The following is a 13,986-nucleotide window of genomic DNA, read 5'->3' on the forward strand; positions in this document are numbered from 1 at the left end:
AGCTTATGATGAGCGGATCTTAGGGGACGGAGATTTCGTCCAAGCTATCCTGGAAGAAGCGGACCAAAAACTGGTCCGGCAAATTAGAGCCCGAAAGAAAGCCGGGTCGTTGTCGAGGATCATTAAAGAAAAATGTCGAGACGCCGGAGTTAATGAAATTGAGCTAAAATCTGGGAGCCGCCGAAAGGCTGTGTCGGAACTTCGAAGAAGGGTCTGTTTTTATCTATACCGAGAACTGGGGCTCCCTATGGCTGAGATCGCCCGCCAGGTTGGGGTTGGGACAACCGGGGTGGCTATGGCAATTAAAGCGATGGAGCAGCTACTCAAACTGAATGAAATGAACAACGTCCCCATAGCGTCCGCAGGCCAATTAGGTTCATCGCAGCAGTGTATGACGGGGTTATTGTGACGCATCCAGCTTGGTTTCCGGTGGAGGTGTATGCTACCCCCCTGGCTTGGGAACACCACAAAGATGACATCCTGAAGTACCTCTTTGGGAAGCAACGGAGCGGCGAAGTAGAGCCTGCATAACGAATACTTTCAGACGAATGCTTTCAGCGGACCGGGCGGGAAGCGTTTTGATTTTATCCTGTAGTCCCTTGGCGCACGGCCGCTGAAGCTGTAGTTATGTGAAAGATGGAGAAGGCAATGACGACCGAGCATTCTGAGAAGTGGGCCGAAATCTGCTTCCTCCTATCGGGCAATGTTCGTCAAGACATTCCTGAAAAGGAGTTTGAAAGCCAAGTAGTGAGGGCTATCGAGGTGCTCGGCTGGAGAGAATTCAAAAATGAGATCGAGAGACAGCCAATAGTGCAGCTGGGCCGAGAGGGAACCCTTCGGCCAGATCTGATTGTCCGTAGGAATGGCAACAAATGCTTGATTGTCGTAGAAGTCAAAAGACCTCTTGAGAACATCACGCGGGACTACGTAATAGGACAGTTGCGGTCTTATATGAGACAGATGAAGTCGGATTTTGGATTTCTGATTGGGACGGACTTGAGAGTGTATTATGATGGGTCGCTAAACCCCCACTCCGACCCGATACTATTGGAGAAAATTGATTTCGAAAACCCATCAGACACTGGGGCGTCCTTTGTAGAGACCTTCAACAAATCCAGTCTACTGGAAAACAGACACGCTGAATACTTGACTAACAAACTCCGCCATTTTAATAAGGCCAGGGAAGTGACGCTGCTGATCGAGCAACTGACGTCATATGAAACCGCGCAAAAAGTCATTGGCTACCTGAGGAATGAATTCCCCGATATTGACGATGAGACGTTTTCTGAAGCGCTCCAGCAGGTCACGATTGGAATATCCAAGAAAGAATTAAAGGGGATAGAGGTTAACCGACCGGCACAGAAGGAAAGATTGCCAAAGAGAAGGATAATCGGCAGTCAACTCCAAAACAAAACACAACCAGTTCAGCATCTCACTCCAGTCAATGCGGCCACAAGTGAGTCCAGCATTGCAGGCATATCATTTGATAGCCATTTGCAGATCAGATTGAGACACATCTACGGCGTTCTTTTCTTTATGAAGCACGGGCTTGTTTTTCCATCAGCAACACATCAGACATTGAGACTATTCCCAGAAGTTCAGGACTACCAGACCATTTCCGATAAGTGCGCACGAGGTTTTGCTGGGGATGTGGACACATTCATATCCTGGTTTCACTCAGGCAAAATGCTGGATCGACTCGTCGGTAAGTTTGGTTTGTCGGATCACGACGCCGACATATTCAAGAAACTGCTGTCATGATTGACCAAACCGAAGGACCACATAACTAATGAATGCGTGCAGCCGACCTCGTACCTCGGCGGCTGACGCCATCGTTATGCATACGGTGCAAATAGCTTGACATCTATAATGGAATTCATTATAATATGACACATGATAAGAACCTTTAAGTCTGCTGGCACAGAGGATATTTTTGATGGTGTGGCATCGCAAGCAGCTCGAAGATGTTGCCCTCAATCTATTTGGCCTGTTGCTCGTCGGAAATTGGATCAAATCAACAGAGTTCGGGAGATCAATGAACTTAAAGTGCCTCCTGGAAATCGATTGGAACGCTTGAAAGGCGACCGGCAGAATCAATACAGTATCCGCATTAATCAACAATATAGAATTTGTTTTACATGGGAGGAAGGCCATGCCTACGAGATCGAAATCACAGATTACCACTGATGTTGGGAGGCGGCTGCCTCGAAATCGTCCCCCGACACATCCAGGGGAGATGCTTTTCGAGGAATTCGTCAAGCCGCTTGACCTTACACAAGCAGAACTTTCTCGTCGTCTGGGCGTATCTTACCCACGCCTGAACGAAATTATTAAAGGCAAACGTTCGGTAACTCCGGATACGGCATTGCGACTTTCCCGTGTTTTGGGTATGTCCGCGGACTTTTGGCTGGGCTTGCAACAGGATTGGGATCTTTGGCATGCAATGAACAGTCCTGAAGCAAATCAAATTAATCGCCTGAAACCAATTCCCAGAGATCAACATTCCTTTGCATAACCATGACGGCGCGCGACTGGGTCGAGCCACGCGAACAACCTGATATAATGAATAGAATGGTTAATTTTGCTCCCTAAACAGGGCCTATATCGCGTTTTGGGGTGGCAAAAAAGACGTTATTCAAAACCAAATGGCAAGAGCAAAGAGACATTTTATTCCCGACCAGATCTGGCATACCCCGAGTTAAATAGGCTTTACATTTAACGATGCAGGTTCCCCCACCGATGAAGAAGTTGTCGTGGCCCGACCCCAGTTAAAAAAAATTGATCAGGAAGCCATTAACTCTTCAAGTTCCTCGGGCTTAAACCCGACCACATACTTCTCGCCTTTCTGGATGACCGGCACCCGTTTCTGCCTGGTCAGTCTAAGCATTCGGGTGACGGCCGGCTGGTCCTGGGAGAGATCGAATTCCTGAAAGGGAATACCCTTTTGGCGAAAGAACTCTTTCGCAGTCAGACACTCCGGTCAGGCCGGTAGAGAATAAATCAGAATTTCTTCCATAACCTTCTATTACGTTACGGCCCCTTGGTATATAAATCCAAATCCTTTTCCACCATTTCCCGGACCAATTCCTCAAAAGTAATTGTCGGCTGCCACCCGAGGATCTCCTGGGCCTTGGAATAATTCCCCATGAGGGTCATGACTTCCGAGGGGCGGTAAAGGGTCGGATCGATATCCAGATACTGTAGATAATCCAGTCCCAACAGGGAAAAGGACCTTTCCAGGAAATTTTCTACGGTGTGGCATTTCCCGGTGGCAATGACATAATCATCCGGTTTCTCCTGTTGCAGCATCAACCACATGGCGCGGACATAATCCCGGGCATGTCCCCAATCCCGCTTGGCTTTGATATTTCCCAATTTGATCCGCTTCTCCTTCCCTAACTTGATTAAAGCGGCATGGGAAGTTATTTTCCGGGTGACAAATTCGTGACCCCGGCGGGGGGACTCATGATTAAATAAAATACCGCAGGAAGCGTGGAGGTTATAGGCCTCCCGGTAATTCCGGGTCAGTTCAAACCCGGCCACCTTGGAAATGCCGTAGGGAGAACGGGGGTGGAAAGGGGTATTTTCGTCCTGGGGCGTCTCCCGGACCTTTCCGAAGGTTTCGCTGGAAGCGGCAAAATAGAACCGGCAATGGGGGGCCTTTCGTTTTATGGATGACAGTAAATAATGCGTGCCGTTGATGTTGGTATTAATGGTCGAAAATTCATCCTCAAAGGAATAACTGACAAAACTCTGGGCCGCCAGATGATAACACTCATCCGGCTCAATGGCCTCGATCACGTTAAACAGACTGGGGTAGCTTTCCATGGAAGCGGCATGGAGGGTAATCTTTTCCAGGACATGACGGAGCCGCCAGAGGCGGTGCAGAGGATCTTCCAGGGCCATCCGGCGGACGATGCCATGGACCTCATATCCTTTGGAAAGTAAAAGTTCGGTTAAATAGCTTCCATCCTGACCGGTTATTCCGGTAATCAAAGCTCGTTTCATGATCCATTTCTTTCTAATTTTATTTTTTCAATAATGCTTTGGATAATGCGTTCTTTAAAAATCTCCCGGTCAAACCGAAGGGCATGGGTCCTGATTTTATCCGGATTCAAAAGATGGGCTTGTTTCTCCAGCCTTTCGACGGCCTCCCCGAGAGCCTTCTCGGTTTGCTCCGGAAAGAAAATCCCGCTGAAAAAATCCCTCCGCCCTTCCAGATATTCCTCAAAAGAAACCACCGTTTCTAAGGCCCCTCCCCGGCCGAAGGCCACCACCGGCCGGCCCGAGGCCTGGGCCTCCAAGGGTGTTATGCCGGCGTCCTCTTCGCCCGGAAAAATCAAGGCCCGGCATTGCCCGTATAATTTTCTAAGATCCTTTGCCTCTTGCCATCCCAGCCAGGTAATATTCTTTCCAGCCATACCCTGAAGTTGGGTTTTTAAGGGACCGGTCCCGACAATGACCAGGGGCTTGTTGAGCCGGTTAAAGGCCCGGATGGCCAGGTCTATCCGCTTATAAGGGGCCAGGGCTGAAACGATAAGATAATAATCCTGGGGTTTCGGAGAAATATCAAAGAATAGGCCGTCAACCGGAGGGGGAATCACCTCGGACTGACGACCATAATAGTTCAGGATGCGCCGGCGGACATGATCGGAATTGGCCAGGAAATAGTGCACACGGTCATTGGAATGCTTATCCCATCTTTGTAAAAAAGGGCGTACAGCCGGCATCAAAATTTTTGCCGGCCGACCGGCGGTCGAGTTCTTTCCGAAATAGACCGGATACATATCCCAGACATAGCGCATGGGGGTATGGATATAGGCGATGTGTACGGTTTGGGAAGGAACCCGAACCCCTTTGGCTACGCAATGGCTGCTGGAAAGGACCAGGTCATAGCCTTTTATAGCCAAAGATTGGATAGCCCTGGGGAACAAAGGAAGATAATTACGATATTTTCGATCCACCCAGGGGAGATGTTGTATCCATGAAGTTCGAATCCGATGCCTTTCGATAGAAGGAGAGACCGACCCTTTTATATGAAGAAGCGTATAAATATCCGCCTGCGGAAAAATATCGCAAAAAACTTCCAGGCATTTTTCCCCACCCCGCATGCCGGTCAGCCAGTCGTGAACCAGGGCCACACGGAGGGTTTGCAACTTTTTAGGATTTTTTTGAATTTCAGTCGTCATTTATGCTTCAGGTGCCTTGGTATGAAAAAATAGTTTCAAGGTGCAAGTTTCAAGTTACGAAATACGATTCACGATTCACGCGATACGCGATACGCGATACGCGATACGAATATTCTATTTTTGTTCCAACTCCCGGTAAGTGTCCAATACCTTCCGGGCCGTTTTCTGCCAGGTATAACCGGCGGCCCGTTTTAATCCTTGCTCTTTCATTTTCCGGCTTAAATCTTTATCGGCAATTACCTGCCGGATCCCTGCCCCTATGGATTGCACATCATAAGGGTCCACTTGAATACCGGCCTCCCCGGCAATTTCCGGCAAGGCCCCCTGATTCCCGATCAGCACCGGACAGCCGCAAGCCATGGCCTCCAGGACCGGTAAGCCGAATCCTTCATAAAGAGAGGGGGCTGCCAAAAGGTCGGCTCCGGAATAAAACAGAGCCAATTCCCGGTCGTTGGATTGGGGCAAAAAAATAACCCGGTCCTGTAATCCATTGGAAAGCGAAGAAGGGGCAATGCCAATGGCCACCAGTCTTCCGGGATAGCGATCCTCTTGAATCAGTTTCTCAAAAGCAAAGAGGACCCTTGGGAAATTCTTATGGGGTCTTGGGTTGCCGACATAAAGCACATAACCTTTATTCAATCCGTAGCGGTCCACAAAGCCGGTCTCTACCGATCGGGGTGCCCAATGGGGATCCAAGCCGTTTGGGGTGACCACAATCTGCTCTTCATTTCCCTTCAGGAGAAGCATAACATCTTTCTTGGAATGTTCCGAAACGGTAAAAACCTTCGGGCAGCGCTTGATTGCCGGGCGGACCAAAAGGGAATAAAAAAGACGATGGTGAAGGCCGTAATCTTTGGGGAACAGTAAGTGAATCAAATCATGGATGGTCATGATCCCCTTGGCCGATAAGCTCAGGGGGATGGTATAGGTCGGTGAATGGAAACAATCAAAGTCCTCTTTCCGGATCTGATAAGGCAATAAGAACTGTTCCTGAAGGCTGTACATAGGAGTGGTGTTAATAATCCAGCAAACCTTCGCGGAAGGTTTGAACCACTCTTTGACCCGCGCCTGGCTGATCAAGACCAGGTATTCATGGCCCCTCTCTTCTGCCAGGAGTTGCTGAAGCAGGTTCAGGCAATAGCGGGCGATTCCATGCATCTGTTCTCCCAGGACTCTGGCATCAAAAAGGATTCTCATATTTAACCGATCGATAAACATTCAAGGTTTTTCGGGCCACCTCTTCCCAGGAAAATCGGGCGGCCTGATCTTTGCCCAATAGACTCAACCACCTTCTTTCTTCCCCATTTCTCAACAGATAAATTATCCGGTGCGCCAATTCCTGGACATCGGTCGGGTCGATCAGGACACCGGCCGACCCGACAATTTCCGGGATGGAAGAGCGATTGGAAGAAATTACCGGGGTTCCACAGCTCATGGCCTCCAGGACCGGCAACCCAAATCCCTCATAAAGAGACGGAAAAACAAAAATCTCCGCTCCATTCATAAGAAAGGGCAGGTCTTCCATCGGGACGTAACCGGTAAAGAGAACCTGATCCCGCATGGGATAATTTTTTAAAAAATGACTCAAGGAGCGGATCAGCCACCCTTTTTGACCGCTCACCACCAACTGGTATTCAGTGCCCAGTTCTTGACAGACCCGGGTAAAGGCCTGCAGAAGAACAATCAAATTCTTTCGGGGTTCTATGTTACCCAGATGATAGATATATTTTTTTTTGATCCCATACCGTTCTTTTAAAAGGGTTCGAACCTTGTTGCGATCATAAGGACGAAAGATCGGGGAAGGGGCCTCATGAATGACGACAATTTTTTCCGAAGGTACTTTTAAAATTTCGATTAAGTCCTGCCGGGTGTGATGAGAAACGGAAATAATCTTATTGGCCCGCTTCACGGCCTGTCGCAGCAGATAGCGCATATAAGCCCCGTATTTCAAAGGGATGGTTTCCGGGAAGAGGAAGGCAACCAGATCGTGAATGGTGACCACAACCTGATAATGATCCCTCCGAAAAGGAATCAAAGAGGCCGGGCCGTGAAAAACATCGATCCCTTTTTTCATCAGGCGGATGGGTAAGATGAAATGCTCCCAGAAATCTCCCAGGGGATGATTTTCGTGCGAAAAGACCGTTACCAGAGGATTTTGTTCCGGGGCCAATGGTCCCAGAAAAGACATATTTTTTTTCAGGGACAGAAAGAAATAAATCGAATCAGGATCAACCTTTCTTAAATTCTGTATCAGGTGCAGGACATAATTGCCGACCCCGGAACGGTTTGGCAGAACGGTTCTGACATCGATGGCCACTTTCATCGCTCAAGATCCTCCATCGAAGTCTGGGAATGCCCCAGTATTCTTTTCAACAACGCCCAGTCTTCCCAGGTTAAGAGGCGGAAAAAAACAAGACCCGTTCCATACCCGGCTACGGCCAGGGGCCAAACCAAGCCCGGGGGCCAACCCTTCAACCCCCAAAGGGGAACAGCCATCAAACCGCCGCTGATCCCTAATCTCAGGCCCGGTCCTAAAAGGGGAAGATGGAAAAAAGAACGTTGGAGGACCCCAAAAAAACAAACCGAGAGAAAGACTTCGGTGACGACCGTTGTCCAACTGGCTCCCAGGTAACCGTATCGGGGCAATATGATGGTGTTGAGACCCACATTAAAAAGAACCGCTATTCCACTCCCCCAGGTAATCATCTTTTCCTGGTTTAAGGCGATTAAGGTATTAATAAAAACATAATTAAGAAAGATAAAAGGCAAGACCCAGATTAAGATTTTCAAAGAGGGGACCGATTTGGCAAAGGTGGGGCCGAAGAAAAAAACCAACCAGGAATCGGACAAAACAAAAGTGGCCAGAACCAAAGGGATAGAGACCATGGTCAGATAATGCAGGGTCCGTTGATAATTCCTTTCAAAGGCCTGCCGATCTTCCGAAGTCAATACCGAAAAAATGGGAAAAAGACCGGCCATAATCAACATGGGGAACAGAGAGAACATCTCTACAACCTTGACGGGAATCGAATACCACCCGATTTCAGCCGGAGAAACCCCGAAAAAAGAGAGCATGACCATATCGACTTTAACGTAAACGGTCATGAAAAGGCCGGAAAGACCGAGAGGCCAGGCTGAACGCAGGAGTTGCTTCCATAAACCCATCTCCCAGTGCAATACCAGGGGAGTCATTTTTTTCCAGACTATCGCTCCGGACAATAGACAACTGACCCCGTAACTGCCGACCAGTGCGAGTAAAAAACCCCATAACCCGTATCCCTGCCAGAGAAAAACAAGGGGAATGGCCACCACCAGGATCTTATACAGGCTTTTAATCAGAAGCTCATATTCCATTTTTTCCAGACCATTCGTCAGGGCGATCAGGAAGTCCAACAAGTGATTGCCCAGCAAATAAATCATACTCAAAAAAACCATGAGAAAGAGGTCGTGAGGGTAACCGACGAGAAAGAGGAACCCGGGACCCAGGAGCAACAAGGCCAGGGAAATGACGATTTTTATAGAAAGGACGTTCCCGGCATAGCGGTTAAGGAGGCGATGGTCCCGGGAAATATCCCGGATCAGAACCGTATTCAAGCCGAAATCGGTAAAAATGGTCAACAGTCCGGCAAAAAAATAGGCCAGGGAATAATGCCCGAAGTCCCGGTCCCCCAAATACCGGGCGGCAACAATAATAAAAAGAAAAGCCAGGGAACGAATCAGGGCTTCAGCAATAAATTTAAGGACAATGTTCTTCCGGGCTCTTTGGAGTATCTGCATAATCGATAAGCTGTCCGTCAAGGGGAAGAACGGAAAACTGAAGTAAAATTTAAATTAGGACGCTGATTTTCGCCGATACCCGCAGATTATTTCAAATATCTTTGATTAGCTCTTTATATTCAATATCCTGACAATCTGCACGATCGGCCCTCTGCCGATCCGAGTTCATCTGCGTCCAAAAAAGAAATTCCTATATCCTGAACTTAGATCAGATCCCGGTTGATGGTCACCTGGGCATTTTCCCTTAAGGTGCGGCTCCATTGTCCGAACATATCATACTGCTTCTGTTGCTGGAGGGCTTGCGAAAACCGCTCCTGGTCTTTTTTGAGATCTTCCAGGGAGGCCCGACGGGATTCTTTAAAGGCGACGATACCGTAATCGGACCCCAACTTGAAGGGTTTTCCTGGAACCGGGTTTGAAGGCCCTATGGAAAACAGAACTTCCTGGATTTCCGGGGTGTCTGCCCAGGGTGGCCGATTTTTTACCCGGGAGAAAAATCCGGTTTCTTCCCACTTTTTATTTTTTTCTTTGGCCCATTGTTGCAAATCTTTCCCTGGTCGAAGGCTCTTTAAAGCCGCTTCGGCCTCGGATAAAGCCATCTGAGAGGCCTTTTCTTCCGTCAAATCCTCTTTAACCCTGGATTCGGCCTGGGCCAGGGTCATGGGTTGGGATTCCCTTCGATCTGTAACTTGAAGGATGGCAAAGCCCCATTGGGGGCCGAGGTCCAGGACAGGGGTCAATTCTCCCTTTTTGAGGGAAAAAGCCTTTTGATTAAATTCCTTAACGGCTCCGATCCCGGATCCAATCTGACCGGAGGTCAGCCATTCGGTTTCTTTGATCAAGACCTTGGCGCCTTGTCCGAAGGCCTTCAGATTACCCTTGGAGAGGACCTGATCGTATACTTCTTCAGCCTTTCGGAAGGCCAGTTCACGGGTCTTCTCTTCCTTCAACACACTCCGAATTTTATCCAGAACCTGGTCAACAGGAAAGGGTTTATTGGTTTTCGAATCGATAAACTTCTGCTGATTTTGCTGATAATATTCTTGAACCTCTTTTTCATGGATCACCACATTCGCTTCAAAATCTTTGGGATTCATATCCAGATAAGCCACCCGAACCTGAACCGGGGTCCGGTAACGGGATTGGTTTTTGCTGAAAAACGCATTCAATTGTTCCGAGGTAAGGGTTATCTGTTTCTTATAGTCCTCTTTTTTAAAAAGCAAAAAATGGCAATTTACTTCATCATTCAGATAGGAGTAAAAATTACGGACCTCTTCAGGGTCGACCTTGATAAAATCATTCAAGAATCCTTTGACCCGTTCCTGAAGCAGATTCGTAGTCTGTTCGGCTTCAAACACTTCCGGCGTCATGCGGTTCATCTGCAGAATTTTTCTGTACTTGTAAAGGCTGAATTTTCCATTCTCCTGGAAAAACGGCATCTGTTGGATGGACCGGGATAGTTCCTCCGGAGTAACGGAAAACCCCATTTTTTTCCCCATTTCCAGGATAAGCCTTTTTTCTATCAAGCTATCCACTATTTTTCCTTTGAACTCCGGGGTATTCAAGGCCTTTTCATCGAATTGTTGGCCGACGGAAGAACGGATCTTATCCATGGTCTGTCGAAAGGTCTGCTGATATTCAGTGACGGAAATAGGTTCTCCGTTCACCTCGGCTACCCGTGAAGCCCTATCGGAACGAAAACTGCCTACCCCCCAAAAGACAAACACAATGGCCACCGAAAATAGGGCCAGTTTGATGATCCAAGATTGGGCGTGTTTCCGCATGATGCTCAGCATAATTTTAGCCTCTCTCGAAAATAAAGTTTCAAGTTACAAGTTACAAGGTGCAAGGAACAAGAGATTTTAAGCATGGGCGAAGGGAAAACCATAAATTCGCTTTACCGTTCCCCTCGCCTATTGCCCATAGCCCATAGCCCCAAAAAATTTTTTAGTTTTTGCGTTTCTCCAAATAAAAAAAGGGTCTTACCCGGAAAAGGAAGACCCTTTTTTATTCCCGTTGAAAAGGGATTATTCCTCTTCCTCCATCTCCTCAAGGACCACTCCGTCCCGCTCAAACTGGGCATCCCGTAAGACCGTGGCCTTTTCAATCTCCTCGTCGCTCCAGGGCTCGATGACGATCGACTCCGCAAAGAGTTCCCAGAGGTACATGGTTTCGATCCCCAACTGGAATTCCTTGGTCAGACCCTTCATGATCTGATCCCGGCAGTTATGGCAAGGGGCCACTACCAATTCGGCCCCGGTTTCCTGGATCTGTTTGGCCTTTATTCGGCCGTAGTAGATCCGTTCCTTATCATAGGGCATGGCCCAGGCCCCGCCGCCGGCCCCGCAGCAATAGTTGTTCATGTCCGTCGGGTACATATCGACATAATTGTCTACCAACTGTTGCGTAATCCAGCGGATTTCCGGACCATAAGTCTTGCCGAAGGTCATCTGACTTTTCCGGGTGTAATTACAAGGATCATGGGCCGTAGTCAGTTGCGGGTGTTTCGATTTGTCGATGGTTACCCGCCCAGCCTGGATGTATTCAATCATCAGTTCAAAAACATTAATCACCTTAAATTCCTTAAAAGCTTCCGGAAACCAATTTTGCAGACCAAGCCTGGTCGCATAATAGGCGTGGCCTCACTCCGGTAAGAGGAGGGTTTTACATTCCAGCCTCCTGGCATTCTCCAGTACTCGGCCCACCTGTTCTTTCCAGGAGGGGTCGTCTCCTGAAAAAAGGCCCCAATTGACCCCTTCCCAGTTGACGGAAGAAACCGTCCAGTCCTCCTTGGTGGCATAAAAGATCTTCCACCAGAATTTCATGTCATCCGGTTCCCCGAAGGGTTCCTTGGAATTAATGGTGGTGATGATATTGGCCCCTTTTTTGTCGACCGGCACATAAAACCCGGGGCAGTCGTCATTGGCCAGTTCCTGTCCCAAGTCACCCAACAGGCCCAGGAAATCATCCCTGGGGATCCCCAGGTTATTCCCCCGCTGGAGGTTCATCATCGTCCCTTTATGAATAGGTCCGGGTACTTTATCGCGGTCTCTCAACCCCCGGGCCTTGCGAAAGGTCTTCATCAGGTTAACCCCCATGGGACACTGGTTTTCACAGCGACCGCAAAGGGTACAGATCCAGGGCCAACGGGAAGCGATTAATTCGTCATCCAGACCCAAGGCGGCCATCCGGATGGCTTTCCGAGGGTCGTAGCCGTCTACCCCGGTCACCGGGCAACCGCCGGCACAGGTGCCGCAGGTAAAACAGACGTCGGCCATCTTGGCATCCACGGCCAATTTCCGATTCTTTTTGTTAACTTTTAACGGTTCGGGCATAACAAGCGCTCCTTCTTAATGATATATCTTTATATTCTATTCTTTTTTTACTGCTCCTGGCAAGATAAATTTAATATTCTTTCGGCAGGGTGTTCAACTTGGCCAGGGTGAAGACCGGTCCGTCCTTGCAGACGAATTCCGGACCGACGCTGCACCGGCCGCACATCCCGATGCCGCATTTCATCCGGTTTTCCAGACTCATGATAATCCGTTCGGACGGAAAACCGAGCTTTTCCAGAACCGGCTGGGTGAATTTGATCATGATCGGCGGTCCGCAAACCAGGGCGAAGGCGTCCTGGGCGCTGGGAGCCTTCTTTTCCGTGATGGCCGGTACAAAGCCGACATTGTATTTCCAATCCGGGTCGTCGGTCCCATCCACGGTAATATGCATATGGATATCATCCCGGGCCTCCCAGGCCGCCAACTCCTCTTTATAGAGCAGCATACCCGGGGTCCGGGCCCCATAGATAACCGTAATGTCCTTAAACCGTTTCCGGTTATCCGGGTCGAGTAAATAGACGATGGTCGAACGCAAAGTCGTGAAGGCAAAGCCACCGGCCACGATGACGATATTTTTCCCTTCCATTTGATCCAGGGGATACCAGTTTCCCATGGGGCCCCGGACCCCCATGGTCTCCCCTTCTTTCATATTATGCAAAAAAGTAGTCACCAGTCCCACCTTGTTGACCGAAAAGAGCAGGAACCCTTTTTCGGTCGGCGAGGAGGCGATGCCGATGGGTATTTCCCCCTTGCCGGCGATGGAGAGCTCGGCAAACTGCCCGGGGTGATAACTGAATTTTTGCTCATCCCCGGGGTCGAGAAAAACAAATTTAAAGGTTTTTATATTACGATCTTCGGTTTCGGTAATAATCCGGTCTATACGGACCGGATAGGGTAAATACGGATTTCCCACGAAAACACCCCCCTACGAGTTACGAGTTATAAATTAGGACGCAGATTTTCGCCGATACCCGCAGATAACTATCTTTATATACAAATCCTGGCTATCTGCGTTTATCTGCGTCCAAAAAGGAATTTCCTATACTATCAAGTTACAAGTTGCGAGTACGAGTTGCGAAATGGTGATCTTTCCTCTAATAACGCGCAACCCGAAACCTGCAACCAATCCTTTCCTATAGATTGGGTTATGCTTGATAGTCGTTCATCAGTTGACAGACGCGACGGATATCGATATTGACCGGACAAAATTGCACACACCGCCCGCAACCCACGCAGGCCACGCCGTCTCCATATTTATCGACATAATATTTCAATTTATGCATAAAACGTTGCCGTACCCGTTGGACCTTCTCCCCTCTGGGATTATGCCCTGAGCCATGAAGGGTAAACAAAGGATACATGCAGGAATCCCAGTTGCGCAACCGAACGCCTTCGGTCCCCTGAACCTCATCCTGAATGTCAAAACACCAGCAGGTCGGACACAAATAGGTACAGGTCCCGCAATTGATACAGGAAAACTGGACCTCATCCCAAAAGGGGGCATTAAATAATGCCAAAAGCGGTTGATCCTTCAACCGTTCGGTCGGTACCGGCGCCGGCATGGACCCCTCGGCCTGTTCTTTGATCCCGGCCGCCTGTTTCCGGTCTTCCTCGGAAACGGCTTTCCCCGGAGAGGCCTTTAACATTGCCTCCCCCTTTTCATTACAGGCCTGAAGACGATAACT

The 13,986-nt window shown here is 48.8% G+C and carries 14 protein-coding genes; 4 read left to right on the top strand and 10 right to left on the bottom strand.

Going from position 1 to position 13,986, the window contains the following annotated elements:
• From HY879_19790 to HY879_19805, 4 genes are all read left to right on the top strand, one after another.
• On the top strand, window positions 1–409 hold a 409-nt coding region (locus HY879_19790; GenBank protein ID MBI5605579.1), incomplete at its 5' end, for a hypothetical protein.
• Window positions 410–648: 239 nt separating this feature from the next.
• Window positions 649–1,761, top strand: a complete 1,113-nt coding sequence (locus HY879_19795) for a type I restriction enzyme HsdR N-terminal domain-containing protein (protein ID MBI5605580.1) — start codon at window positions 649–651, stop codon at window positions 1,759–1,761.
• Window positions 1,762–1,893: 132 nt separating this feature from the next.
• Window positions 1,894–2,187 (top strand): type II toxin-antitoxin system RelE/ParE family toxin, encoded by a 294-nt coding sequence (locus HY879_19800; protein ID MBI5605581.1) that lies wholly within the window; start codon window positions 1,894–1,896, stop codon window positions 2,185–2,187.
• Window positions 2,153–2,515 (top strand): HigA family addiction module antidote protein, encoded by a 363-nt coding sequence (locus HY879_19805; protein MBI5605582.1) that lies wholly within the window; start codon window positions 2,153–2,155, stop codon window positions 2,513–2,515. The genes HY879_19800 and HY879_19805 overlap by 35 nt, the downstream gene beginning before the upstream one ends.
• Before the next feature lie 267 nt (window positions 2,516–2,782).
• Here the strand turns inward: HY879_19805 and HY879_19810 are convergent, their stop codons facing one another.
• From HY879_19810 to HY879_19855, 10 genes are all read right to left on the bottom strand, one after another.
• A complete protein-coding gene (locus HY879_19810) occupies window positions 2,783–2,971 on the bottom strand; it encodes a glutaredoxin family protein (protein ID MBI5605583.1) in 189 nt (62 codons plus the stop codon).
• Window positions 2,972–3,030: 59 nt separating this feature from the next.
• Window positions 3,031–4,008, bottom strand: a complete 978-nt coding sequence (locus HY879_19815) for a GDP-mannose 4,6-dehydratase (protein MBI5605584.1) — start codon at window positions 4,006–4,008, stop codon at window positions 3,031–3,033.
• Entirely contained in the window at window positions 4,005–5,111 is a 1,107-nt protein-coding gene (locus HY879_19820; GenBank protein MBI5605585.1) for a glycosyltransferase, read from the bottom strand. The genes HY879_19815 and HY879_19820 overlap by 4 nt, the downstream gene beginning before the upstream one ends.
• Window positions 5,112–5,303: 192 nt before the next feature.
• Window positions 5,304–6,407 (bottom strand): glycosyltransferase family 4 protein, encoded by a 1,104-nt coding sequence (locus HY879_19825; GenBank protein MBI5605586.1) that lies wholly within the window; start codon window positions 6,405–6,407, stop codon window positions 5,304–5,306.
• On the bottom strand, window positions 6,370–7,512 hold the full coding sequence (locus tag HY879_19830) for a glycosyltransferase family 4 protein (GenBank protein ID MBI5605587.1): 1,143 nt from the start codon (window positions 7,510–7,512) through the stop codon (window positions 6,370–6,372). The genes HY879_19825 and HY879_19830 overlap by 38 nt, the downstream gene beginning before the upstream one ends.
• Window positions 7,509–8,966, bottom strand: a complete 1,458-nt coding sequence (locus HY879_19835; protein ID MBI5605588.1) for a flippase — start codon at window positions 8,964–8,966, stop codon at window positions 7,509–7,511. Before HY879_19835 ends, HY879_19830 begins: the two co-directional genes overlap by 4 nt.
• A gap of 203 nt (window positions 8,967–9,169) precedes the next feature.
• Entirely contained in the window at window positions 9,170–10,762 is a 1,593-nt protein-coding gene (locus tag HY879_19840) for a SurA N-terminal domain-containing protein (GenBank protein MBI5605589.1), read from the bottom strand.
• Window positions 10,763–10,993: 231 nt separating this feature from the next.
• Complete coding sequence (locus HY879_19845) at window positions 10,994–12,301, bottom strand: (Fe-S)-binding protein (protein ID MBI5605590.1); 1,308 nt, start codon at window positions 12,299–12,301, stop codon at window positions 10,994–10,996.
• Between the two features lie 70 nt (window positions 12,302–12,371).
• Window positions 12,372–13,214, bottom strand: coding sequence for an FAD/NAD(P)-binding protein (locus HY879_19850; GenBank protein ID MBI5605591.1), 843 nt, complete (start codon window positions 13,212–13,214; stop codon window positions 12,372–12,374).
• Between the two features lie 232 nt (window positions 13,215–13,446).
• Window positions 13,447–13,986, bottom strand: a 540-nt coding sequence (locus HY879_19855; GenBank protein ID MBI5605592.1) for a 4Fe-4S dicluster domain-containing protein, incomplete at its 5' end; no start/stop codon positions are given.

The organism is Deltaproteobacteria bacterium (genome assembly GCA_016219225.1).
GTDB lineage: Bacteria > Desulfobacterota > RBG-13-43-22 > RBG-13-43-22 > RBG-13-43-22 > RBG-13-43-22.

Bases quoted from the DNA above. Each gene is read 5' to 3' on its own strand.
- HY879_19835 (MBI5605588.1), bottom strand. From the start codon at position 8,966: ATGCAGATACTCCAAAGAGCCCGGAAGAACATTGTCCTTAAATTTATT.
- HY879_19820 (MBI5605585.1), bottom strand. From the start codon at position 5,111: ATGCGGGGTGGGGAAAAATGCCTGGAAGTTTTTTGCGATATTTTTCCG.
- HY879_19800 (MBI5605581.1), top strand. From the start codon at position 1,894: ATGATAAGAACCTTTAAGTCTGCTGGCACAGAGGATATTTTTGATGGT.
- HY879_19840 (MBI5605589.1), bottom strand. From the start codon at position 10,762: ATGCTGAGCATCATGCGGAAACACGCCCAATCTTGGATCATCAAACTG.
- HY879_19805 (MBI5605582.1), top strand. From the start codon at position 2,153: ATGCCTACGAGATCGAAATCACAGATTACCACTGATGTTGGGAGGCGG.
- HY879_19795 (MBI5605580.1), top strand. From the start codon at position 649: ATGACGACCGAGCATTCTGAGAAGTGGGCCGAAATCTGCTTCCTCCTA.
- HY879_19815 (MBI5605584.1), bottom strand. From the start codon at position 4,008: ATGAAACGAGCTTTGATTACCGGAATAACCGGTCAGGATGGAAGCTAT.
- HY879_19825 (MBI5605586.1), bottom strand. From the start codon at position 6,407: ATGTTTATCGATCGGTTAAATATGAGAATCCTTTTTGATGCCAGAGTC.
- HY879_19830 (MBI5605587.1), bottom strand. From the start codon at position 7,512: ATGAAAGTGGCCATCGATGTCAGAACCGTTCTGCCAAACCGTTCCGGG.